This is a genomic window from Amycolatopsis sp. cg5 (genome assembly GCF_041346955.1).
Classification (GTDB): Bacteria; Actinomycetota; Actinomycetes; order Mycobacteriales; family Pseudonocardiaceae; genus Amycolatopsis.
In genome coordinates this window covers 7,364,605-7,386,713 of record NZ_CP166849.1, presented here as the reverse complement: position 1 = coordinate 7,386,713, position 22,109 = coordinate 7,364,605, and the positions used below count along the sequence as shown (strand labels likewise).

Annotated in this window: 21 protein-coding genes; 15 read left to right on the top strand and 6 right to left on the bottom strand. The window is 70.1% G+C overall.

The features are described 5' to 3' along the window. The 11 genes from AB5J62_RS33135 to AB5J62_RS33085 all read left to right on the top strand — a co-directional run bounded on the left by AB5J62_RS33135 (nt 1) and on the right by AB5J62_RS33085 (nt 14,535). Nucleotides 1-1,050, top strand: coding sequence for a carboxymuconolactone decarboxylase family protein (locus AB5J62_RS33135; RefSeq protein WP_370943931.1), 1,050 nt, complete (start codon nt 1-3; stop codon nt 1,048-1,050). Next, the gene (locus AB5J62_RS33130; protein ID WP_370943930.1) at nt 1,047-1,829 is read left to right on the top strand and encodes a TIGR03084 family metal-binding protein; all 783 of its coding nucleotides are present in this window, start codon (nt 1,047-1,049) and stop codon (nt 1,827-1,829) included. Before AB5J62_RS33135 ends, AB5J62_RS33130 begins: the two co-directional genes overlap by 4 nt. A gap of 64 nt (nt 1,830-1,893) precedes the next feature. After that, nucleotides 1,894-3,027: a nucleotide disphospho-sugar-binding domain-containing protein gene (locus AB5J62_RS33125; RefSeq protein WP_370943929.1), complete on the top strand. Its 1,134-nt coding sequence runs from the start codon at nt 1,894-1,896 to the stop codon at nt 3,025-3,027. A gap of 502 nt (nt 3,028-3,529) precedes the next feature. After that, on the top strand, nt 3,530-4,471 hold the full coding sequence (locus AB5J62_RS33120; protein ID WP_370943928.1) for a hypothetical protein: 942 nt from the start codon (nt 3,530-3,532) through the stop codon (nt 4,469-4,471). Nucleotides 4,472-4,618: 147 nt separating this feature from the next. Continuing rightward, nucleotides 4,619-10,438, top strand: coding sequence for an SDR family NAD(P)-dependent oxidoreductase (locus AB5J62_RS33115; protein ID WP_370943927.1), 5,820 nt, complete (start codon nt 4,619-4,621; stop codon nt 10,436-10,438). 2 nt (nt 10,439-10,440) lie between these two features. After that, nucleotides 10,441-10,878 (top strand): acyl-CoA thioesterase, encoded by a 438-nt coding sequence (locus AB5J62_RS33110; protein WP_370943926.1) that lies wholly within the window; start codon nt 10,441-10,443, stop codon nt 10,876-10,878. A 73-nt stretch (nt 10,879-10,951) separates the two neighbouring features. After that, a complete protein-coding gene (locus AB5J62_RS33105) occupies nt 10,952-11,425 on the top strand; it encodes a flavin reductase family protein (protein ID WP_370950406.1) in 474 nt (157 codons plus the stop codon). 110 nt (nt 11,426-11,535) lie between these two features. Further along, a complete protein-coding gene (locus AB5J62_RS33100) occupies nt 11,536-12,570 on the top strand; it encodes an NAD-dependent epimerase/dehydratase family protein (RefSeq protein WP_370943925.1) in 1,035 nt (344 codons plus the stop codon). Next, complete coding sequence (locus tag AB5J62_RS33095) at nt 12,567-12,734, top strand: DUF6222 family protein (protein WP_370943924.1); 168 nt, start codon at nt 12,567-12,569, stop codon at nt 12,732-12,734. The genes AB5J62_RS33100 and AB5J62_RS33095 overlap by 4 nt, the downstream gene beginning before the upstream one ends. 110 nt (nt 12,735-12,844) lie before the next feature. Next, nucleotides 12,845-14,365: an acyl-CoA carboxylase subunit beta gene (locus AB5J62_RS33090; protein WP_370950405.1), complete on the top strand. Its 1,521-nt coding sequence runs from the start codon at nt 12,845-12,847 to the stop codon at nt 14,363-14,365. Continuing rightward, nucleotides 14,362-14,535: an acyl-CoA carboxylase subunit epsilon gene (locus AB5J62_RS33085; RefSeq protein WP_370943923.1), complete on the top strand. Its 174-nt coding sequence runs from the start codon at nt 14,362-14,364 to the stop codon at nt 14,533-14,535. Before AB5J62_RS33090 ends, AB5J62_RS33085 begins: the two co-directional genes overlap by 4 nt. Here AB5J62_RS33085 and AB5J62_RS33080 read toward each other — a convergent pair. After that, a complete protein-coding gene (locus AB5J62_RS33080) occupies nt 14,518-14,691 on the bottom strand; it encodes a hypothetical protein (protein WP_370943922.1) in 174 nt (57 codons plus the stop codon). The two genes, AB5J62_RS33085 and AB5J62_RS33080, sit on opposite strands and share 18 nt — an antisense overlap. A 270-nt stretch (nt 14,692-14,961) precedes the next feature. Between AB5J62_RS33080 and AB5J62_RS33075 the strand changes: the two genes are divergently transcribed. The 4 genes from AB5J62_RS33075 to AB5J62_RS33060 all read left to right on the top strand — a co-directional run bounded on the left by AB5J62_RS33075 (nt 14,962) and on the right by AB5J62_RS33060 (nt 17,119). Continuing rightward, complete coding sequence (locus AB5J62_RS33075) at nt 14,962-15,219, top strand: DUF6235 family protein (protein WP_370943921.1); 258 nt, start codon at nt 14,962-14,964, stop codon at nt 15,217-15,219. 13 nt (nt 15,220-15,232) lie between these two features. Beyond that, nucleotides 15,233-15,769 carry a carboxymuconolactone decarboxylase family protein gene (locus AB5J62_RS33070; protein WP_370943920.1) on the top strand — a complete coding sequence of 179 codons (537 nt, stop codon included), beginning with the start codon at nt 15,233-15,235 and terminating at the stop codon, nt 15,767-15,769. A 187-nt stretch (nt 15,770-15,956) separates the two neighbouring features. Continuing rightward, complete coding sequence (locus AB5J62_RS33065) at nt 15,957-16,712, top strand: DddA-like double-stranded DNA deaminase toxin (protein ID WP_370943919.1); 756 nt, start codon at nt 15,957-15,959, stop codon at nt 16,710-16,712. Further along, on the top strand, nt 16,709-17,119 hold the full coding sequence (locus tag AB5J62_RS33060; RefSeq protein WP_370943918.1) for an Imm1 family immunity protein: 411 nt from the start codon (nt 16,709-16,711) through the stop codon (nt 17,117-17,119). The genes AB5J62_RS33065 and AB5J62_RS33060 overlap by 4 nt, the downstream gene beginning before the upstream one ends. Nucleotides 17,120-17,254: 135 nt before the next feature. Here the strand turns inward: AB5J62_RS33060 and AB5J62_RS33055 are convergent, their stop codons facing one another. The 5 genes from AB5J62_RS33055 to AB5J62_RS33035 form a co-directional block, all read right to left on the bottom strand. Then, a complete protein-coding gene (locus tag AB5J62_RS33055; RefSeq protein ID WP_370943917.1) occupies nt 17,255-17,443 on the bottom strand; it encodes a hypothetical protein in 189 nt (62 codons plus the stop codon). Nucleotides 17,444-17,674: 231 nt separating this feature from the next. Continuing rightward, on the bottom strand, nt 17,675-19,927 hold the full coding sequence (locus AB5J62_RS33050; RefSeq protein ID WP_370943916.1) for a tetratricopeptide repeat protein: 2,253 nt from the start codon (nt 19,925-19,927) through the stop codon (nt 17,675-17,677). A gap of 242 nt (nt 19,928-20,169) precedes the next feature. Continuing rightward, on the bottom strand, nt 20,170-20,850 hold the full coding sequence (locus tag AB5J62_RS33045) for a maleate cis-trans isomerase (protein WP_370943915.1): 681 nt from the start codon (nt 20,848-20,850) through the stop codon (nt 20,170-20,172). A gap of 8 nt (nt 20,851-20,858) precedes the next feature. Then, nucleotides 20,859-21,614, bottom strand: a complete 756-nt coding sequence (locus AB5J62_RS33040; RefSeq protein ID WP_370943914.1) for an Asp/Glu racemase — start codon at nt 21,612-21,614, stop codon at nt 20,859-20,861. Further along, complete coding sequence (locus AB5J62_RS33035) at nt 21,611-22,099, bottom strand: DUF3830 family protein (protein WP_370943913.1); 489 nt, start codon at nt 22,097-22,099, stop codon at nt 21,611-21,613. Before AB5J62_RS33035 ends, AB5J62_RS33040 begins: the two co-directional genes overlap by 4 nt. Nucleotides 22,100-22,109 lie beyond the last annotated feature (10 nt).

The window sequence follows — 22,109 nt, the reverse complement described above, 5'->3', positions numbered from 1 at the left end:
ATGGCGGCCACCCCGATCCGGCTCGCGCTGCGCGGCGCGCTGCGCGACGTCAAGTACGTCGGCGCCGTGCCGCCGCGCCGCGCGGCCGGTCTGGTCGGCGAGGTCTACCGGCAGGTCGAGCGTGACTTCGGCATGCTCGCCCCGCCGATCGCGCTGCACTCGCCCGCGCCGTCGGTGCTGGCCGCGAGCTGGACGATCCTGCGTGAGTCGCTGGTGGCGTCCGGCGCGGCCTCGCGGGCGGACAAGGAGATCGTCGCCTCGGCGGTGTCGCGGGCGAACACCTGCCCGTACTGCGTCGAGGTGCACGGCATGGCACTCGGCTCGCTCGGCAAGGCGGACGCGGCCGCGGCGATCTCCGGCGACCAGGAGATCGAGGACCCGTCGGCGCGGGCGCTGGCCGGCTGGGCACGCGGTGACGGCGGCACGGTCGCGCCCGAGCTGAAACCGGAACTGATCGGCGTGGCGGTCACGTTCCACTACCTGAACCGGATGGTCAACGTCTTCCTCGGTCCGTCGCCGCTTCCAGCAGCGGTGCCGGCGTCGGCGCGCCGGGTGGCCCGAGCCGTGCTCGGTCAGTTTCTGAAGCCCAGTGACGCCTCTCCCGGTGCTTCACTGGTGCTGCTGCCCGACGCGCCCCCGCCGGGGGATCTGGCGTGGGCCAAGGGAAACGACACCATCACCGCCGCGTTCACCCGTGCGATCGCCGCCGTGGACGCGGCCGCGCGGGTGTCGGTGCCCGCGCGGGTACGCGAGGTCGTCCAGCGCGAACTCGCGTTCTGGCCGGGCACCTCGGCCGCGCTGAGCGCGTCCTGGGTCGAACCCGCGATCGCGGGACTGCCGCTGAGCGAGCGGGCGGCCGCCCGCCTCGCGCTGCTCACCGCGATCGCCTCCTACCAGGTCGACGAGTCGGTCGTCGACACGTTCCGGCGGTACCAGCCCTCGGACGCCGCGCTGGTGGAACTGGTCGCCTGGGCAAGTCTTTCCGCCGCCCGTTCGCTCGGGAAACGGCTGCTGTTCGACGTGAATACGAGTGAGAGGACGGAAAAGTGACAGACGTGATCGCCGCGCTGACCGCCGACGCCGCCGAGTTCGACGGGCTGTTCGCCGAGCTCGACGCCGCCGAGTGGGCCAAGCCGACCCCGGCGCCGGGCTGGACGATCGCCCACCAGGTCGGCCACCTGGCCTTCGTCTTCCAGCTCGCGGGCCTCGCCGCGTCCGACCCCGCCGGTTTCGCCGCGGTGACCGCGGGCGCCGCGAAGGACTTCGACGCCGCGGTGAACGGCGCGCTGCAGGCGTACGTCAACGACCCGCCGGAGGCGCTGCTCACCCGCTGGCGCGCCATCCGGGACAACGGGATCAAGGCGCTCGCCGAGGTGCCGGCGGACCAGCTGGTCCCGTGGCTGGTCAACCCGCTGCCCCCGTTCGTGCTCGCCTGCGCGGGCATGATGGAGCTCTTCGCGCACGGCCAGGACATCGCCGACGCGCTCGGCGTCGAGCGGCCGCGCACCGACCGCGTCCAGTTCCTCGTCGGCTTCGCCGTCCGGGTCTGGGACTTCGGTTACCAGGCAAGGGGTTTGACCCCGCCGGACGTCGAGTTCCGGTTCGAGCTGACCGGCCCGTCCGGCGCGGTGTGGACGTTCGGCCCGGAGGACTCGGACCAGAAGATCACCGGCGACGCGGTGGACTTCTGCCTGCTGGTCACCCGCCGCCGTCACCGCGACGACCTGGCGCTGACGGCCGTCGGCGAGCACGCGGACCACTGGCTGGACATCGCCCAGGCCTACCGCGGCCCGGCAGGCGAAGGCCGCAAGCCAGGCCAGTTCAAGTAGGACTCGTGCGCGTTGCGGGCGGTGAGAACCGCCCGCGACGCGCACGACTGGTTTAAGGAAAGCCATGCGTGTCCTCTTCACCACGGCGCCGCTGTCGGGCCACTTCTTCCCGCTGGTCCCGCTCGCGTGGGCGTGCCGGGCGGCGGGCCACGAGGTGCTGGTCGCCACGACCGCCAACTACGTGCCGTCCGTGGTGCGCGCCGGCCTGCCCGCCGCGGCCACCGCGCCGCCCGCCGACTTCGTCGAACTCGCGGCCGAGACCACGCCGGAGCTGGGCGTGCCGGGCGCGGACGTGGACGAGGTCGAACGGCGGCTCCGCTACAGCCACGGCCTGGTGTTCGGTGAGATGGCCGCGAGCGGGCTTCCCGGCATGAGCGAGCTGGTCGGCCAGTGGTACCCGGACATCATCGTCAGCGACCGCGCCGAGTTCGCCGGCCCGGTCGCGGGCGCCAGGCTCGACATCCCGATCGTCGAGATGCACTGGGGCGTCGCGGAACTCCCCGAGTACCGCGACGGCGCCGCGTCCGTGCTCGGCGAGTGCCTCCCCGACCCGACTTGGGTGCTCGACCCGTGGCCACGCCTGCTGCGCCTCCCGCACGCGTTGCCGCACGGCGGCATCCGCCACGTGCCCTACAACGGCGACGCACCCGTCCCCGGCTGGATGCTGGCGCCGCGCGTGAAACCGCGCATCTGCCTCACCATGGGCAGCGTGGTGCCCCACATCGACGTCCGCGGCCTCGCGCCGCTGATCTCCGAAACCCTGGAGAACCTGGCGGACCTGGGTTTCGACCCCGTACTCGTCGCCGACGACAAGGCGGTCGAGGCCTGGCGGCCACTGCCCACGGTGGCCGCACACGTCGGCCGGATGCCGCTTTCGGAAGTCCTGCGCGCCAGCGACGCGGTGATTCACCATGGGGGACAAGGAACCTCGCTGACGGCACTGGCCGCGGGGCTCCCGCAGCTGGTGATGCCCCAGTTCGCCGACCAGTTCGAGAACGCGGCGGCCGTGGTGCGCTCCGGCGCGGGCATCCGGCTGCGCCCCGACGAGATCTCCCCGGAGACTTTGGCCAAGGGCTGCCTGCGCCTGCTGGAAAACGTCAGCTTCGGCGAAGACGCGGCGGGCGCTGCCGCCGCGGTCGCGGCCCAGCCCTCCCCGGCCCAGATCGCCGTGTCCCTCGAGGAGATCAAGGACTCGTGAGTGATACGGCCGGTTCTAACCGGCCTAAACACTCACGAGCCCTTTGAGTTGGGCGACGGGCCCGCGCCGTGTGGGTCGGCAGGCGCTCGATCGGTCGTGGGTGTTTCCGGCGGCGATCGCGTAGTAGCCACTCGAGGTTGCCTCGCGGCTGTCCTGAGTCAGGGCCTCCCTCACCCAGTTCGACCCGATGAGGGCCTCCCTCACTCAATATTTCGGGTGAGGGCCTCCTTCACTCGATTCGGCCGGGTGAGGGCCTCCTTCACCCGGGATCTCGGGTCAGGGCCTCCTTCACCCAGCGGCTTGGGTGGGGGCCTCCTTCACCCAAGCCGGGCACCGCGGGGCTGGGCCGCGCACCCCAACCCGGGGACTCGTGAGTGATACGGCCGGTTCTAACCGGCCTAAACACTCACGAGCCCTTTACCCGGGCGGCCAAGGAGAAGACCGCTCGCCCGGCACGGGAGGACCCTGGGGGAGAGGCATTCGTCGAGGCTGGAGGTGGGGTGTGGCGACCGATCCGCTCGCGGTTTCCGGTTCCGAACGCTTCGAGACCCCGCTGCTGCCCGGCGTCCCGCTGGAACCGGCGTCGTTCCACAACGACCGGCTGCGGCGCACCGTCGACTACCGGCATGTGAGCGCCAGGCGCGCGGTGATCGTGGTCGGGCCGTACGCCGAGCTGCGCGACGCCGTGCTGCACGCCGCGCGCTGCTGCCTGCCGGACATGACCTTGTTCGCGGAGGGGGTCGACCGGCTGCTCGTGCCGCCGCCGATCAACCGGCGCCTGCCGGTCGTGGTGGACGCGAAGGAACGTGGCCAGCTCTACAAGAAACACATCTTCGACGTCTCCGTGCGCACGCTCAGCGGGAAGCTCGTCGAGTACTGGGAAGGCCTGAAGCTGCGGGTGCTCCGTGAGGGGCACTCCGGGCCGTGGGCGCCGCCGTTGCTCGGCGCCTACCTCGAACGTGCGCTCGAACGCCTGCTGAGCGGCAGCCGCGCGGTCGCGGTCGAGCCCGATCCGGCCATCCTCGACGGCCTGTCCGTCGTCGATGACCGCGTCCAGGCGCGGCTGGCGATCGGCAGGGCGCTCGGCACGCCGGTCGACGTGCGGTACCGCGACGACGGCAGGCCCGCGCTGCGTGGCAGGCAGGTGGCCACGGCGCGGTCGATGGGGCTGACGCTGGCCGTGGTCGCCGACGAACCCGTCGCCTGCGCGCTGGAACCCGCCGGGCCCGGTGCGACCGGCTGGGAGACGCAGCTCGCCGCGGCGGTGAAATGCCTGGCCGAGCTGGGGATGACCGGCAAGCCCGAAATCGTGGAAGTGCACCCGGACGGCTGGGCGCTGTGGCGCTCGGGCGACGGCTATGCGGCCACCTGGATCACGCCCGTCGACCGGCGGGCCGAATCGGCGGTCTTCGCGGTGGGCTCGGTGCGCGGCTCCGTTCCGTGACCGTCCACTGTCCATAAAGGACGGCAAACTTCTCCGAGCATGCCCGCAGTGCGACGGCGGGCATCCCAAGAGAAGACGCCGCGCCGAACCAAGAGCATCGTGGAACCCGGATTCGTAAGCGCAGACGGCTAATTGGAGTGCGGTGGCATGGGTAGTGAGCGGATCTCGATCGTGGGTATCGGCCTCCGGTACCCGGACGCCACGTCGGCGGCCGAACTGTGGGAGAACGTGCTGGCCGGGCGCCGGGCGTTCCGGCGGCTTCCCGATGAGCGGATGAACCGCGAGGACTACTTCTCCTCGGATCCGAAGGCGCCGGACCGGTTCTACGCCCAGAAGGCGGCCGTGCTGCGCGACTACGAGTTCGACCGCGTGAAGCACAAGATCGCGGGCAGCACCTTCCGCTCGACCGACACCACGCACTGGCTGGCGCTGGACGTCGCGGCGCAGGCGCTGGCCGACGCGGGCTTCCCCGAGGGCGAGGGCCTGCCGAAGGCGGGCACCGGTGTGGTCATCGGCAACAGCCTGACCGGCGAGTTCTCCCGCGCGAACATCATGCGCCTGCGCTGGCCGTACGTGCGCCGCACGGTCGCCGCCGCGCTGAAGGACCGCGGCTGGGGTGAGGACGAGACCGCGAACTTCCTGCAGGACCTCGAACTGCAGTACAAGGCGCCGTTCCCCGAGATCGACGAGGACACCCTCGCAGGCGGGCTGGCGAACACCATCGCGGGCCGGGTCTGCAACCACTTCGACTTCGCGGGCGGCGGGTTCACCGTCGACGGCGCGTGTTCGTCGAGCCTGCTCGCGGTGGTCACCGGGGCGAACGCGCTGGTCAACCGCGACCTCGACGTCGCCATCGTCGGTGGTGTGGACCTCTCGATCGACCCGTTCGAGGTCATCGGCTTCGCGAAGACCGGCGCGCTCGCCAAGGGCGAGATGAAGGTCTACGACAAGGGCTCCAACGGTTTCTGGCCCGGCGAGGGCTCCGGCATGCTCGTGCTGATGCGCGAGGCCGACGCCGTCGAGCAGAACCTGCGCGTCTACGCGTCGATCTCCGGCTGGGGTGTCTCTTCCGACGGCAAGGGCGGCATCACGCGGCCCGAGGCGGCCGGTCACCAGCTCGCGCTGAGCCGCGCCTACGAGCGCGCCGGCTACGGCGTCGAGACGGTCTCGTACTTCGAAGGGCACGGCACCGGCACCGCGCTGGGTGACGCCACCGAGATCGAGGCGCTGTCCGGCGCCAGGCGCCAGGCCGACCCGCTCGCCGCGCCCGCCGCGCTGAGCACGATCAAGGGCAACATCGGGCACACCAAGGCAGCGGCCGGGGTCGCCGGGTTGATCAAGGCGACCTTGGCCGTGCACCACCAGGTCATCCCGCCGGGCACCGCGCACTTCGAGCCGCACGAGAAGCTCACCGGCGACTCCGCGCGGATGTACGTGCCGTCGACCGCGGAGCTGTGGCCGTCGGACCGGGCGATCCGCGCCGGTGTCTCCGCGATGGGCTTCGGCGGGATCAACTCCCACGTCGCCGTCTGTGAAGGCCCGGCCGCGTCCCGGCGCCGTGACCTCGACTCCGAGACCCGTCAGCTGGTCGCGAGCCGTCAGGACGCCGAACTGCTCCTGCTCGACGCCAGAGACGCCGACCAGCTGCGTGAGCGGGTCACCGACCTGATCCCGGTCGTGGCCAAGCTGTCCATGGCCGAGGTCACCGACCTCGCGGGCGCGCTGGTGAAGGAGCTCGGCGGCAAGCCCGTCCGCGCGGCGGTCGTGGTGACCACGCCGGACGACGCCGAGCAGAAGCTCACCCGCCTGCTGACGCTGCTGGACGAGCGCGGCACGGAGATCTTCTCCGACAAGGAAGGCGTGTTCTGCTCCGAGCGGCAGACCGCGCCGAAGGTTGGTTTCTTGTTCCCCGGACAGGGTTCCGGCAAGGGCGCGGTCGGCGCGATCCGGCGCCGCTTCCCCGCCGCCGACGAGATCTTCTCGGTCGCCGGGCTGCCCGCGAACGGCGACCAGGTGGCCACCGAGGTCGCGCAGCCGCGCATCGTCACCGGCTCGCTCGCCGGGCTGCGCGTGCTGCACCACCTCGGCATCGAGGCCGGTATCGCCGCCGGGCACAGCCTCGGCGAGCTGACCGCGCTGTACTGGGGCGGCGCGCTCAACGAGCGTGAGGTCGTCCGGCTCGCGCAGGTCCGCGGCAAGGTCATGGCCAAGGCCAGCGACGGCGGCGGCGCGATGGCGGGCATCGCCGCTTCGGCGAACCGCACCGAGGAGTTCATCCGCGGCGAGGACGTCGTCATCGCCGGGTACAACGCGCCGGGCCAGACCGTGGTCTCCGGCCCGGAGTCCGCGGTGGAACGGGTCTGCGCCCGTGCCCGCGCCGAAAACGTGACCGCCACGCGGATCAACGTCTCGCACGCCTTCCACTCGCCCGCGGTGGAACCCGCGGCCGTGGCGTTCACCGAGCACCTCACGGGATTCGACTTCGCCAGGCTCGAGCGGCCGGTCGTGTCCACTGTGTCCGGTGACGTGCTGCACGCCTCCGAGGAACTGCGTGAGCTGCTGCGCGACCAGGTCGTGCTGCCGGTCCGCTTCCGCGAGGCGGCCGCGAAGGTCGCCGAGCGCAGCGATCTGGTGATCGAGGTCGGACCGGGCCGCGTGCTCACCGGCCTGATGGCGGAGATCGCGCCCGGCACCCCGGTGCTGGCCGTCGACACCGACAGCGCCTCGCTCACCTCGGTGCTGCGGATCGCGGCCGCCGCGTTCGCGCTGGGTGTCCGCATCGACACCGCCGCGCTGTTCGACGGCCGGGTCGTGCGGCCGCTGCCGCTCGACGGCGCGATGTCGTTCCTCGCCAGCCCGTGTGAGTCCGCGCCGGCCATCGGCGCCGGGCTGACGGTCGACGCCAAGCGCCCCGAGCGCGAGATCGCCGCGCCGACCACCGCGGACGCCAGTGGCAACGCGACGCTGGAGCTGCTGCGCAAGCTGGCCGCCGAGCGCGTCGAGCTGCCGCTGGAGACGGTCACGGCCGACACGCACCCGCTCGACGACCTGCACCTGAGCTCGATCACGGTCGGCCAGCTGGTCAACGACGTGACGAGGGCACTGGGCCGTCCGGCGCTGGAGGGCATGCCGAACTTCGCGACCGTGTGCCTGGGTGAGCTCGCCGAGATGATCGACGAGCTGGCCTCGACCTCGAAGCCGGAGGACGGCGCCGGTGGCGGCGAAGTGTCCGGTGTGGACACTTGGGTCCGCCCGTTCGCGGTCGACTACGTGCCCGCGCCGCGCCCGCCCGCCGGGCTCGGCACCGCCGGGGTCGCGTCGGCCGAATGGTCGGTCTACTCCACCGACGGGCACCCGCTCGCGGAGCCGCTGCGCGACGCGCTGGCGCACGCCGGTCTCGGTGACGGTGTGCTGCTGTGCCTGCCGGAGGACTGCGACGAGCAGCACATCCGCCTGTTCCTCGACGCCGGTCGCACGACCATGGCCGCGCCCAACGGCACGCGCTTCGTGGTGGTGCAGCACGGACTCGGCGCTTCGGGTCTCGCCAAGACGCTGCGTCTGGAAGACCCGTCGGCGAAGACGACGATCGTCGACCTCGCCGAGGTGGCGCCCGCCGACGCGCTCGGGATTTCCGAAGCGGTGTCCATTGTGGTCTCGGAGGTGGCGGCGACCACTGACTTCACCGAGGCGCGCTACCAGTCGGACGGCACCAGGCTCATTCCGAGCCTGAGCGTGTCCGCGCCGTCGGCCACCGGCCGGATCCCGCTCGACGAGACCGACGTGCTGCTGGTCACCGGTGGCGGCAAGGGCATCACCGCGGAGAGCGCGATCGCGCTGGCCAAGGACTCGGGCGCCAAGCTCGCGCTGCTCGGCCGGAGCGCACCGGCCGACGACGCCGAGCTGACCGAAAACCTGGCCAGGATGGACGCGGCGGGCCTCACGGTCGTCTACGAGCGCGCCGACGTCACCAACGCCGAGCAGGTCCGCGCCGCGGTCGCCCGCGCCGAGGCCGCGCTCGGCCCGGTCACCGCGATCATGCACGGCGCCGGGCGCAACGAGCCCGCCGCGTTGTTCGCCTTGAACGAGCAGACGTTCAAGCAGACGGTCGCGCCGAAGATCGGCGGCCTCAAGGCGGTGCTCGACTCCGTCGACCCGAACCGCCTGAAGCTGCTGGTCACCTTCGGCAGCATCATCGGCCGCGCCGGTCTGCGCGGTGAGGCGCACTACGCCACCGCCAACGACTGGATGACCGAGCTGACGCTGCGCTTCGGCCAGGAGTACCCGCAGGCGCGCGCCGTCGCGCTGGAGTGGTCGGTCTGGTCGGGCGCGGGCATGGGCGAGAAGCTGGGTGTGGTCGGCGCGCTGCTGCGCGACGGCATCACCCCGATCCCGACCGAGGTCGGCATCGACGTGCTGCGGCAGGTCTTGGCCGACCCCGACGGCCCGAACGTCGTGGTCGTCTGTGGCCGCACCGCCGGCCTGCCGACGCTGCCGGTCGAGCGCGCCGAGGTGCCGCTGGCCCGGTTCGTCGACCGCGTGCTGGTGCACTACCCGGGCATCGAGCTGATCACCGAGGCCGACCTGTCCGCGGGCAGCGACCCGTACCTGGCCGACCACCTGCTCGACGGCGCGCTGCTGTTCCCGGCGGTCATCGGCATGGAGGCGATGACCCAGGTCAGCGCCGCCGTGCTCGGACGGCCCGGTGTCCCGCTGCTGTCCGATGTGGAGTTCCTGCGGCCGATCGTGGTGCCGCCGGACGGCTCGAACACGATCCGCCTGGCCGCGCTCGCCCGCGACGAGGAGCACGTGGACGTGGTGCTGCGCAGTGCGGACACCGGCTTCAGCGCGGACCACTTCCGCGCCAGGGTCCGGCTGCCCCGCCCCGGGCTGCCCGAGTCGGACGCGCCGGTCAGGAGCACCGAGATCCCGTTGGTCGCGGTGGACCCGATCAGCGAGCTCTACGGCGAGGTCCTGTTCCAGGGCAAGCGTTTCCAGCGCGTCACCGGATACCGCAGGGCGAGCGCCCGGCACGCGGTCGCCGAGATCTCGACCTCGGCGTCGGTGTCCTGGTTCGCCCCGTTCCTGCCGCAGGAGCAGCTGCTCGCCGACCCCGGCACCCGCGACGCGATGATGCACGCGATCCAGTGCTGCATCCCCGACGCGACACTGCTGCCGCAAGGGATCGAGAAGCTGTACCTGGCCCAGCCGTCCGATCAGGACAGTGACTTCGTGGTGCTTGACGCCCGCGAGCGCTCACAGGACGGCGACACCTACGTCTACGACCTCGACATCACCTCGCCGTCCGGCGAGCTCGTCGAGCGGTGGGAAGGGCTGAGCCTGCGCGCGGTCCGCAAGCGTGACGGCGCCGGCCCGTGGGTGCCGACGATGCTCGGCTCGTACCTGGAAAGGGCGTGCGAGCGGGTGCTCGGCGGGCAGCGCGCGGTCGTGCTCGAGCCGGATCCCGCCGGCGCTCCCGCCAGGGAGACGGCCGAGCGCCGTGCGCAGACGGAGCTGGCCGCGAGCCGCGCGGTCGACCGTCCGCTGACGATCCACTACCGGCCGGACGGCAAGCCGGAGGCGGGCGAGGTCGAGGTTTCGGCATCGCACACCTCGGAGCTGACACTGGTGGTCGCGGGCAGCGGTTCGCTCACCTGCGACATGGAGACCGCCATCTCCCGCACCGAAGAGGACTGGGCAGGCCTGCTCGGCGAGGACCTCCTCGCCGTCGGCTCGCTGCTGGCCTCGGAGACGGGTGAGTCCACGGACATCGCCAACACCAGGGTCTGGTCCGCGCTCGAATGCGTGCGCAAGACCGGCGCCATGACGCAGGCACTCACCGTCGGGCGGGTGGACAAGGACGGCTGGGCGCTGCTGTCGAGCGGTTCGGCCCGGATCGCGACCTGGGCGACCACGGTCAACGGGAAGCCGGATCCGATCGTATTCGCTGTTCTTCAGGGAGAGGACTGAGCATGTCCGGGTACTACGAGATCCGCCACACGGTCGGGTTCGAGGAGACCAACCTCGTCGGCAACGTCTACTACGTGAACTACCTGCGCTGGCAGGGCCGGTGCCGCGAGATGTTCCTCAAGGAGAAGGCGCCCGCGGTGCTGGAGGAGGTCCGCGACGACCTGAAGCTGTTCACCCTCAAGGTGGACTGTGAGTTCTTCGCCGAGATCACCGCCTTCGACGAGCTGTCCATCCGGATGCGCTTGGAGGAGCAGACCTCGACCCAGGTCCAGTTCGCCTTCGACTACGTCCACCTGCACCCGGACGGCGAGCGGCTGGTCGCCCGCGGCCGTCAGCGCATCGCCTGCATGCGCGGCCCGAACACGGCGACGGTGCCCTCACGGGTGCCGGAGGCGCTGCGTGAAGCGCTGGTCCCGTACACCCTCACGGCTGGGGTATGAAGTGGTGGAGCCGGTAGTGAAGGGACTGCTGCCACCGCGGCGGCTCTCCTCGCAGACGGGCCTGCGTGAGGTGATGGCCAAGTTCGCCACCGGCATCACGGTGCTCACCGCCGGTGGTGAATCGGGCCACGGCATGACGGCCAACGCGTTCAGCTCCGTCTCACTCGAGCCGCCGATGGTCCTGTGCTGCGTCTCCCGCGCGGCCAGGATGCACTCGGCGATCGAGGCGGCCGACTCCTTCGGCGTCTCGATTCTCGGCTCGGGGCAACGGGACCTGTCCAAGTACTTCGCCGACTGGCGCCGCCCCGGCGGGCTCGCCCAGTTCGACGAGGTCGACTGCACCTTCGGCAAGCACACGGGCGCGCCACTGCTCAACGGCGCGCTCGCCTGGCTCGAATGCCGCCTCGCCCACGCCTACGAAGGCGGCGACCACACCATCTTCGTCGGTGAGGTCCTCTCCGCCAGCCGCGGCACCGCCCAAGAAGCACTCGTCTTCTACGGCGGCGGCTACCACGACATCGAGCCCCGAGCCCGCCAATCCGCTTAAAAAATCCCAATGCGTCTTTCGGTCCGTAGGAGGTCCCCAATGCGTCTTTCGGTCCCTACCAAGGACCGAAAGACGCTTTCGGGCTAAAACCAGAGGGAGGGGTGGGTCGGATGCTGGTGGGTGTGACCGGTGGTACCGGCTTCGTGGGTGCCCACTCGGTGGCCGAGATAGTCCGAAGTGGACACAGGGTTCGGCTGCTGGCAAGGGAAGAAGCCAGGGTCGTCAAGGCGCTGGGCCCGCTCGGCGTCGACTCGAAGGCGGTCGACGTCGCAGTGGGCGACGTCACCGACGCGCGGGCCATGGCGGCCTTCGTCAAGGGGACCGGCGCCGTGCTGCACGCGGCGTCCGTGTACTCGTTCGACAGCCGGGACCGCGAGGCCATGGCGCGCACCAACGTCCGCGGCACCGAGGTCGTGCTCGAAGCGGCACGCAAGCGGGGCGTCCCGGCCGTGCACGTGTCGAGCGTCGGCGCGCTCTTCCCGTCACTCTCGGCGTCGATCGGCCCTTGGTCGCCGGTCGGCAAGCCGAGGGAGACGTATCTCGCGACGAAGGCGGCGGCCGAGGAGATCGCGCGCGGGCATCAGGACGAAGGCGCGCCGGTCGTCATCACCTATCCGCCCGCGCTGCTCGGCCCGCACGATCCGCATCTGGGCGACCAGAACGCGCGGCTGCGTGACGTGCTGCGCGGGCTGATGCCGTTCTGGCCGTCGGGCGGACTGCCGCTCGGCGACGTCAGGGACACCGCGCTGATGCACGCTGAGGCGATCACCGCCCCCGGCGGCAGCCGCGTGTTCGGGCCGTCGCACTTCCTGACGACCCGCGCGTACCTCAAGACCGTGCGCGCGGTCACCGGGCGCGCGCTGCCCACGCTTTTCCTGCCCGCCAAGGCGATGTTCCCGATCGGCAAGACCGCGGATCTCGTCCAGCGTGGCTGGCCATGGCATATCCCCGCCGAGTACGGGGCGCTGTACACCTGCGCGGTCGCGGTGCCCACCGACGGCGGCGCGCCGACGGCGGGCATCGGCCCGCGTGAGTTCACGGACACGGTGACGGACAGCGTCCGCTGGCTGCACCGGACAGGACGGCTGACCGCCAGGCAGGCGGGCACCGCGTCGCACACCGAATCCCGAAAGGCGATGGCATGACCACGAACGAGGCGTCGACCGAGACCACGGAGACGGAAGAGATCGCCCTGCTGATGTTCCAGCCCGCGCCGGTGCGCACCCCGCAGCTCGCCCGCGGCCTGCGCTGGAGCGACGTGGTGGCCGAGATCGAGCGCGACAGGGACCGCATGGGACGGGCGGCGTGACCGAAGGGGCCGGTTACGCGTACGCCCCGCCGCCGGAGGACCGGTCTTGGCGGCAGCTGAGCCGGTCTTCCGACGGCAGGGTGATTTCGCTGATACAGCAGGCGAAATCGATGGAAATGCTGCGCGCGCACCGGGCCGAGCAGCGGTCGCTGATCTTCGACGGCAACGCCGCCGCGGTGCAGCGGCAGCACTCGCTCGGCAAGCGCACCGCGCGTGAACGGCTCGACCTGCTGCTCGACGAGGGCTCGTTCACCGAGGTGCAGCAGCTGACCAGGCGACGCTCCGGCGGCCCGCACACCGACGGCGTGGTGGTCGGCTCCGGCACCATCGACGGCCGCCGCGTCTACGTCTACGCGCAGGACTTCACGCTGTTCGGCGGTTCGCTCGGCGAGGCGCACGCGGCGAAGATCCAGAAGGTGATGGACCTCGCGGTCGCCACCGGCTCGCCGCTGATCGGGCTCAACGACAGCGGTGGCGCGCGCATCCAGGAGGGTGTGCTCGCGCTGCACGGCTACGGCGGCATCTTCCGCCGCCAGGTCGAGGCGTCCGGGGTGATCCCGCAGATCAGCGTCGTGCTCGGCCCGTGTGCCGGCGGCGCGGCGTACTCGCCGGCGCTGGCCGACTTCACGTTCATGGTCCGTGACACGGCCAGGATGTACCTCACCGGCCCTGACGTGGTCGAAGCCGTTACCGGGCACCGGGTTTCGCACGACGAGCTCGGCGGCGCGGACGTGCACGGTTCACTGTCCGGGGTGGCCACGGTCGTGCACGACGACGAGGAGAGCTGCCTCGAGGACGTGCGCTACCTGGTTTCGATGCTGCCCAGGAACTATCTGGAGCAGGCGCCGCACACCGGCGGGTCCGGCGCCGAGAACGACGAGCGGCCAAGGCTCGCCGAGATCGTCCCCGTCGAGCCGAACCAGCCCTACGACATGCGCGAGGTCATCGCCGAGATCGTCGACGACGGCGAGTTCTTCGAGATCCACGAACTCTGGGCCGCCAACGTGCTCTGCGCCTTCGCCAGGATCGACGGGCACGTGGTCGGCATCGTCGGCAACCAGCCACTGGTGTTCGCCGGTGTGCTCGACGGCCCGGCGTCGCAGAAGGCGGCCCGGTTCGTGCGGTTCTGCGACGCGTTCGGCATCCCGCTGGTGACACTGGTCGACGTGCCCGGCTTCCTGCCGGGGGTCGAGCAGGAGCATTCCGGCATCATCCGGCACGGCGCGACGCTGCTGTCCGCCTACTGCGAGGCCTCGGTCCCGCGCGTGCAGGTCATCCTGCGCAAGGCGTACGGCGGCGCGTACATCGTGATGGACTCCCGCGCCATCGGCACGGACCTGTCGCTGGCCTGGCCGACGAACCAGATCGCCGTGATGGGCGCGGAGGGCGCGGTCAATGTGCTGCACCGCAAGGAACTGGCGACCGCGAAGGACCCGGCCAGGCTGCGCAGCAAGCTCGTCGCGGAGTACACCGAGGAGTTCATGCACGCCGGCTACGCCGCCGAACGCGGCCTCGTCGACGACGTGATCGACCCGGTCGACACCCGCTCGGCGATCGCCAGGGGCCTGGCCATGGTCCGCGACAAGCGCAAGCCGATGCCCCAGCGCAAGCACGGGAACCCGCCGGTATGACCGAGATCAGGATCGAGCGCGGCGTCCCGGACGCCGAAGAGCTCGCCGCGCTGATCGCGGTGCTCGCTTCGCTGGCCGCCCAGCCGCGGCCGGCGAAGCCCGCCCCGGTCTCCCCGTGGCGTGGTCCCTCGTGGCGAGAGTCCGCTGTGGACTCAACTCGCCTTCGGTAACTCTTCCTCGTCCCGCCTGCGCCAGGTGCTGTGCCCGCGATGCACCGCCAGGTAGCGGATCACGCCGTCGATCAACGGCTCCAGCTCGGCCAGTTCCCCGTCGGCGAAGGGCGCGCCGCAGACCGCGCAGGTCCGCTGGCGCTTCACCACGCTCATGCGGCTTCGTCCACTTCTTCCGTGCGGTCTTCGAGTACGGCATCGAATTCGTCATCCGCGAAGAGTTCATAAGGGTCAAGGTATTCAGTCATTTTTCACTCCCCATGCAGTGTGTTTTCTGCTATAGCAAGGACACCGCTTCGGGGGCCCGGCCGACAACTTTTCCTTTGCGCCTGTCCTGGGCAAGATCGAAGAAGACCGCCGAGGCGGGCTACCGGCAAAATTGGTTGAGCTGCCGGAGTCCGCTCTTTTTGGCGAGGAGGCCACCGCATGGCTATGCGCCTCCGGCTCACCGAGGGGTTGCCTGTGCTCGAACGGTGGGCCGCGTCGGCCAGCCAGGCTGACAAGAACGCCATGTACAAAGCCCTCTTTTCCGTGGGCGACGGCACGGCGTTCCTGATCTACGACGTGTTCCCGGAGGGAACGGCGAAACGATTCATCTTCCAGGTCAAGGAAGATCTGCGCGTGAAGATCGGGATACACAACAAGGAATCGTTCGATATCCTGCACATCGGCGCCGAAGTCTGATGAGGGAGAACGGATGTTCCTGAAGTCCCTGCCCGAGGATTCCCATCTGCTGCAGGTGTTCCAGGCGAACCCGCACACCGCCCGCCCGCTGCTCGACCTCCACGAGGTCGTACTGCGCGGGCCGTCGGTGTTCACCCCCGGCGAGCGCGAGCTGATCGCCGCGTACGTCTCGGGCGTCAACAGCTGCGACTACTGCCACGGCATCCACACGGTCACCGCGGAGGCGTTCGGCGTACCCGAAGGCCTCCTCGCGGCGGCGTTGACCGACCTCGACACCGCCCCGGTCGACGACAAGCTCAAGCCGGTGCTGGCCTACGTCGGCAAGCTCACCCGCACCCCGGCCAAGATCACCGCCTCGGACGCCGAAGCCGTCTTCGCGGCAGGCTGGGACGACCAAGCCCTCCACGACGCGGTCCTGGTCTGCGCGCTCTTCAACTTCATGAACCGCATGGTCGAAGGCCTCGGCATCGAAGCGGGCCCCGGCTACTCGGTCACCTCAGGCCAGCGCCTCCACGACGTCGGCTACGCAGGCCTCGCCGAACACCTCTGACCTGACGGCGCCCCCCCGACCGGGATAAAGCAGGCTTTTCTCCCGGGGATAAAGCCCGCTAAACATCGCGGAGTAAAGCCCGCTTTATCCCGTGGGGTCTGCCCGTTCAGGTGATAGCCCGGTGAACGGCCGCGATCCGGCACCCGCGTCGGTCACGATGGTCGGTGGGTCGAGGTCGGGGGATGAAGTGTCCGTCGAGGAGCTGGTTTCCGCGCTGAGCCGGGCACTCGGGTGCCTGCCATTCGACACCTTGACGCAGGCGGTCGATTTGCTGGCGGAAGCGCAGGACACGTTCGCACGTGTCACCGCGGGTACGGCGTCACCGGAGTCGCAAGCCGCTGCCGTCGGCTGGCATGAAGCACGCATGGCGCTCGTCGCCGTCTCGGAAATGCTCCAAGTCGCTGAGGATCTGATCAGGGACTATGCCGATCGACTTGGTTGCGATCTGCGCCGCCCGACGTCGAGCGTCGTAGGCAGGAACGAACCAGCGGGGCTGCGATCCCGTGCGACCGATGCGGTGCGGGCCGCCGAGTTCACACCGGCGCAGGTGGCCCGGATCCATGAAGAGATGCCACCACCTGTGGCGAACCCGAACACAGTGGGCCGGAAGACGCACGGTCGTTGGTTCGACGTGGATGGGCAGACCGACGAACTGGTCAGCGGCCGAGACGCCGACGCTGAGCAGGTCGATGCGGTCCTGCGTGAGCTGGGGATGCGCCGCCGTCTTTCGGTCAGCGCCGACGTCGAATTGAAGCTGGCCGTACGGATGCGTAAGACTGGCACGAGGCGCTGCACGGTGATCCTGAACAATTCGCCCTGTGGCGGAACGTGGAGCTGCGACCGGTTGTTGCCGGTGCTGCTACCTGAAGGCTACGAGCTGACGGTGTACGGAATCGACGGCTTCAAGAAGGTCTACAAGGGCGGGAAGGAACGCTGGTGGTGAGCAAGCTCGCTGTGTCGTACGGACCTGAGCACGGCGACGAGCCGGTCGTCGTCAGCACGACGGCCGAACTCGACGCTCTGCTCGGTGAGGTGCGTGCCGCCTACGTCGAGAGGTGGCCGGTGCAGCTCGAGGTCACGTTGGCAGACGACCCGGTGAGCTGTGGTCTCGACGTCGGGCTCCGCGGCGAGGTCGGCGTGTTGTTCTACAGCGGCGATGACTACCCGGACGGCTGCTACAGCGTCGGTGGAGCGAGTGCGGGCACTCCGAAGACCTACTACTTCTACCGGAACAACCGGGAGTATCCCGCCAACGCAGAGGTGTCCTCGGCGGAGGTGGACTCGGCTGTGCGGGAGTTCATGGAGCGCGGCGGGGTGCGGCCCTCGGCGGTCAGGTGGCAGGACGCCTGAACGTCGTGAGGGGCGTCCTTCCCGCTTCCCCGGGAAGAACGCCCCTACGGTTCCTCCCGCCTGAAGGAGGTTTTAGGCCGCGAAGGCCGCGTCCGACGTCTCGGGTGGGCGGCCTTCGCGGCGCAACGGGGCGGGCTAGCCGACCCGTTGCCGCGGGATGGTCGTGGTCTCGTCGAGCGGGTCGGCGAGTTCGATGACGACACGCCTGGTGTCGCAGCACTCGCACCAGGCGGAGCACGGCAGCGCGGACAGGTCGGCGAGCATCTGGCGGATGGTCGGCAGGGCCTGCTGATGCCCGCATTCGAGAACGTAGTGAAGTGACATCGGGTGCCTCCTGCCTGGATGTGCTGTCGACGGGTGATGGCCGATGGCAGGGCCATCACCCGTCGAATGCGAACTACGCCGCAACGACGACCCTCGACCCCTCGATCGTTGCCGGCGTCGCGCTCCTCGGAGTGCTGATTCGCATGGGTCAACTCTCTGTGACAAGCACGTGCATTGCAACGGACAAACCCCGCACAAAAACCGCACAAAATGTGCGGATCCGGGGGTGCTCTATTGGCGGTTGGCCAGCGCTGCTAGCTGCGCATGAGCGTCCAGGGCACGGGGGTCGTGGAGATCGTCGAAAATGGTGGCCGCGTCCTCGAAAGCCGCGTGTGCGTCCGGTAACCGGTCGAGTGCTAACAGCGTTTCGCCACGCGCCAGCTGGGTCTCCGCCTCGCCCCAGCGCTCGCGGCTGGCGCGCCTCAGCGCGAGCGCCCTGTCGAACTGGACGAGCGCGGTCGGGAACTGGTTCTGCCGTTGGTAAAGCACACCGAGACGGTGTCGCGCCCAGCCTTCGACGGGGGTGTTGCCGAGCCGGTGGCCGATCTCCAAGGCCTGGTGCGCCGTCTGGGTCGCGTCGTCGAGCTGGTTCATCGTGCCGTACGCGGTCGAGAGCTGGTGGTGCACGATCGCGATGCCGAGGTCGAAGTCGCTGGCGGCGAACAGTTCGACGGCGATGTTGTACATGGCTTGCGCGTCGTGGTGCCGCCCGAGTCCGGTGTAGACGGTGCCTAGGCCGAACGCGGCGTACGCGTGCCCCCGGTCGTCCTCGAGGTGGGCGTGCAGCCGCATCGCCTCCTCCATATGGGGCAACGCTTCGTCGTCGCGGTGCAGCTCGTGCTTGGCCGCGCCGAGGCTGTGCTGCGACCGCGCCATGCCGAGCTCGTCGCCCGCCTCGCGCGCGGCGGCGAGTCCGGCGGACGCGCCGGCGAGCCAGGCGCCCATGTTCTTGACCAGGTACCAATACGGCATGAGGGTGCAGGGCAGCAGCCACGCGAGCCGGGACATGCCGTGCTCGTGTGCGTTGCGCGCCAGCGCGAGCACGGTGTCGCCCTCGTTTTCGTACCAGGACACGGCGGAGTCGTAGTCGTCGGTGAAGAAGACGGGGGAGAGCCCGGTCTCGTCGACGGTCAGCGCGGGGCCCGCCCAGCCCTGCGCGAGCGTGTTGCCCGCGTTCAGGCCGGTCAGGAAGTACCAGCGCAGCACGCGGTCGCGGGTTTCCGTGAGGGTGGCGACGGTTTCTTCCTTCTCGGCGCGCTCGGCCGCGTACAGGGCCAGCAGATCGTGCAGGTGCACCCGGTCGCCGATGGTGGTCTCCGCGAGGTTCGCGGCGACGAGCGCGTCGAGGCTGTTGCGCGCCGCGCTCAGTGGTTCGCCGGTGAGCGCGGCCGCCGCGGGCGCGTCGATCGTCTTGCCGGGGAAGATTCCCAGCAGCCGGAACATGTGCGCCGCGGTGGGTTTCAGCGCGCGGTACGACAGGTCGAAGACACTGCGGATGTCGACCGACTCGTCGGCGGTGGCCAGCATGTCGAGCCGGTGACCCTCCGGCGCCAGCGCGTCGGCCATCGCGCGCAGGGTCAGGTGCGGGTGCGTGGCCAGGTGCTCGGCGGCGATCCGGACCGCCAGCGGCAGCCTGCCGCAGCGGTGCACCACGACCTCCGCCGCCTTGCGTTCGGCGTCGATCCGCGCGGGCCCGGCCAGGCGACCGAGCAGATCGAGAGCCTCCTCGACCGGCTGCCGATCGAGCGAGACGCGCGTCGCGCCGCTGTTCACCGCGAGCCCGAACAGGTGCACGCGCGTGGTCGCCAGCACGACGCTGCCCTGGCCGGGCAGCAGCGGCTTGATCTGCTGATAGGTGCCGACGTTGTCGAGCACGACCAGCGTCGGCTTCGCCGCGAGCATCGAGCGGAACCGGGCGGTGCGCGACTCCAGGCTGGTCATCGCGGTTTCGGCGGGCGCGCCCAGCGCGCGGAGGAACTCGTTGAGCACGTCGCCGGGATCGGCCGACTCGCCGGGCGCGAAGCCGTGCAGGTCGGCGAACAGCACGCCGCCGGGGAAGCGCTTGGCGATGGTGGCGGCCCAGTGCAGCAGCAGCGCGGTCTTGCCGACGCCGGGCGCGCCTTCGATCACGATCGTGCGCGCGGCGCCGGGCGCGGGCGGGATGGCGATCGCGGCGTCGAGCTTGCGGACGTAGGCCTCGCGGCCGACGAAATTGTCGACCGCGGGCGGCAGCTGCGCGGGGCGCAGCCATTCGATGCTCGCCTCTTCTTCCTGCTGCTCGGCCATGCGCTCGAGCGCGCCTTCGGCCTTCAGCGCGTTGTCCAGCTCTTTCACGACGCGCGGGCTCAGCGGGCGGTCGCCGCGCAGCATCTTCGAAATGTAGCTCTCGCTGAAGCTCGTCTGCTGGGCCAGCGCGGTCAGCGACACCCCCAACCGCCGCCGAAGCCGCTTCACCTCGGTGGCGAACCTGGTGATGTCTTCCATTTGGCCCCTCGCCAATTGTCGCGGGCAAAGACCCATCGGAGGAGCGACTTAACTCCTTCGATAGAAACTCCGCCCGCTGCTGCCACGCACAGTCACCGCAAGCATGATCCCCAGAACCCCGCCTGCCTACCGGGTGAACTGGATCTGAGCAATTTCACGGGAATTACTTCACACTATGGAACGACTACTCACGGGTAATGTTACGCAAGATCCACTGCCTATACGTGTTCGTGACCGAAGAATTACAACGTCATTCGATCACAGGACCCGATCAGCCGAAGACCCTCCCATACGCTGACCTGGTTCGCGGTCAGCACGGGCTTGCCGGCACGGGCGGTGAGATCGGCCAACCAGGCCACGGTGTGCAGCGCGGTGTCGGGCACGAGCACCGCCTCGGCGTCGGGATGGTCGTTCGCCGCGACGAACTCCAGCACGTCCTCGCGGCCGAGCGTGCCGACCTCGGCCGCGGTGATCACGCCCCGGCAGGCCAGCGACACCACCTCGATCCCGGCCGTCGCCAGAAAATCGACAAAGCGACGGGCGACGTCCTCGGGGTAGGTGGCCGCGACCGCGACGCGGCGCAGCCCGAGATGCCGCACCGCGTTGACGAACGCGAAGGAGGTGCTCGACGCGGGCACGCCCGCCGCCGCGCTCAGCGCCGACACCTGCCGCTCGGCACCGTCCCAGCCGAACACGAAGCTCCCGCTCGTGCACGCCCAGACGATCGCCGAAATGTCGTCGAGCCGTTTGGCCCCCTCGGCGAGCACGTCGTCGCCGCCGATGTCGAGCAGCGCGTCCACCCGGTGCGCGTCGACCCGCATCTCCGTGTGCGCCAACGGAAGTTCGACACCGAGGCGCCGCGCCATGACCGGGTACTCGTCTTCGGCGCTGAAGCCGGGGTACAGGAATCCGACGCGGGACATGGTCCTCCTCAAGCGGCGTGCGGGTGGGTCGCCTTGACGAGCAGCTGCTCCTCGGCCGACGCGCGGAAACCCATGGGCCGCAGCGCCGACCACATGGTCACCTGGTTGGCGGTGAGCACCGGCTTGCCGAGCAGCCGCTCGAGCGGGGCGATGATGTCGTAGGTGGGAACGTTGGTGCAGCTGATGAACACGCCCTGCGCGTCCGCGTCGTCGACGTCGGCCACCGCCCGGATGACCTCCGCGTAGCCGACCTTCCAGATGTGGCTGAGCAGTCCCAGCCCGACACTCGACACGACCTCGACGCCATGCTCGGTGAGGAAGTCCAGCAGTCGCTGGGTCACGCTGTCGATGTACGGCGTGACCACCGCGATCTTGGTCATGCCGAGCAGCCCGAGCGCCTCGATGAGCCCGCCGGAGGTGCTCGACGCGCTCGGCGCGCCCGCGTCGAGCATGCTCTGTGTCAAGGCCCTTTCTCCCGCCGCGCCGCCGACGAAGCTCCCGGACGTGCACGCGTACACCACGCTGAGTGGTTCCGGTGCGAGCACGTCCCGCGTCGCGCGGCGGATGCTGTCCAGGTCGCTCAGCGCTTCGGCGAGTTCGACGGTCACCGGCGCCGGCGTGAACGGCAGCCGGGTCACATACAGCGAGACGTCCGGCGGCGCCCAGCGCCACAGCTCCCGGTCGAGCGCGAAGTCGAACGGCGCGATCACCCCGACCCCGTGCTGGGTCAGCAGTTCGGGGCCGGTGGGGTACTCGGGTGTCACTCGGTGATCCGGCGGTACACCAGCCGCTCGCCGGCCCCGCCCGATCGCCAGACGTCGTTGCACGCCTCGGCCATCTCGTCGAGCCCCTCGACGATGGTCCCGTAGACGTTGCCGGGCACCCAGCCGACGTCCCCGTTGAGCAGAAGGTTGTTGCGCCCGTAGAAGATCGCGAGGTCGATCACGCCGGGCAGCGCGTCGATGCCCTTCTCTTCCTTGAACTTCCGGTCGAGCATGCCCGCCGAGAACGAGAACAGCACGACGTCACCGGGGATCGGGGTGACCGTCGGATTCTCCTGCGGGATCTCGGCGAACCGCTCGACCATCGCGTAGACCTCGTTGCGCGCGTACTTCGCGTGGTACGCGTCGCCGCCGCGGGGCAGGTGCTCCCAGACCGCGTCACAGGTCAGCGGCGCGTCTTTGTCGAGCAGCTCGGCCACACAGCTGACGCCGCGCTTGTCCAGCGAAATGGACATCCTCCTGGCCATGACACACCTC

What these genes read in the sequence shown, in the direction of transcription:
- AB5J62_RS33050 (WP_370943916.1), bottom strand. Translation starts at nt 19,927, where the DNA reads ATGGAAGACATCACCAGGTTCGCCACCGAGGTGAAGCGGCTTCGGCGG.
- AB5J62_RS33075 (WP_370943921.1), top strand. Translation starts at nt 14,962, where the DNA reads ATGGCTATGCGCCTCCGGCTCACCGAGGGGTTGCCTGTGCTCGAACGG.
- AB5J62_RS33045 (WP_370943915.1), bottom strand. Translation starts at nt 20,850, where the DNA reads ATGTCCCGCGTCGGATTCCTGTACCCCGGCTTCAGCGCCGAAGACGAG.
- AB5J62_RS33115 (WP_370943927.1), top strand. Translation starts at nt 4,619, where the DNA reads ATGGGTAGTGAGCGGATCTCGATCGTGGGTATCGGCCTCCGGTACCCG.
- AB5J62_RS33105 (WP_370950406.1), top strand. Translation starts at nt 10,952, where the DNA reads ATGGCCAAGTTCGCCACCGGCATCACGGTGCTCACCGCCGGTGGTGAA.
- AB5J62_RS33070 (WP_370943920.1), top strand. Translation starts at nt 15,233, where the DNA reads ATGTTCCTGAAGTCCCTGCCCGAGGATTCCCATCTGCTGCAGGTGTTC.
- AB5J62_RS33055 (WP_370943917.1), bottom strand. Translation starts at nt 17,443, where the DNA reads ATGTCACTTCACTACGTTCTCGAATGCGGGCATCAGCAGGCCCTGCCG.
- AB5J62_RS33035 (WP_370943913.1), bottom strand. Translation starts at nt 22,099, where the DNA reads ATGGCCAGGAGGATGTCCATTTCGCTGGACAAGCGCGGCGTCAGCTGT.
- AB5J62_RS33080 (WP_370943922.1), bottom strand. Translation starts at nt 14,691, where the DNA reads ATGAGCGTGGTGAAGCGCCAGCGGACCTGCGCGGTCTGCGGCGCGCCC.
- AB5J62_RS33090 (WP_370950405.1), top strand. Translation starts at nt 12,845, where the DNA reads ATGGAAATGCTGCGCGCGCACCGGGCCGAGCAGCGGTCGCTGATCTTC.
- AB5J62_RS33085 (WP_370943923.1), top strand. Translation starts at nt 14,362, where the DNA reads ATGACCGAGATCAGGATCGAGCGCGGCGTCCCGGACGCCGAAGAGCTC.
- AB5J62_RS33095 (WP_370943924.1), top strand. Translation starts at nt 12,567, where the DNA reads ATGACCACGAACGAGGCGTCGACCGAGACCACGGAGACGGAAGAGATC.
- AB5J62_RS33100 (WP_370943925.1), top strand. Translation starts at nt 11,536, where the DNA reads ATGCTGGTGGGTGTGACCGGTGGTACCGGCTTCGTGGGTGCCCACTCG.
- AB5J62_RS33125 (WP_370943929.1), top strand. Translation starts at nt 1,894, where the DNA reads ATGCGTGTCCTCTTCACCACGGCGCCGCTGTCGGGCCACTTCTTCCCG.
- AB5J62_RS33135 (WP_370943931.1), top strand. Translation starts at nt 1, where the DNA reads ATGGCGGCCACCCCGATCCGGCTCGCGCTGCGCGGCGCGCTGCGCGAC.
- AB5J62_RS33110 (WP_370943926.1), top strand. Translation starts at nt 10,441, where the DNA reads ATGTCCGGGTACTACGAGATCCGCCACACGGTCGGGTTCGAGGAGACC.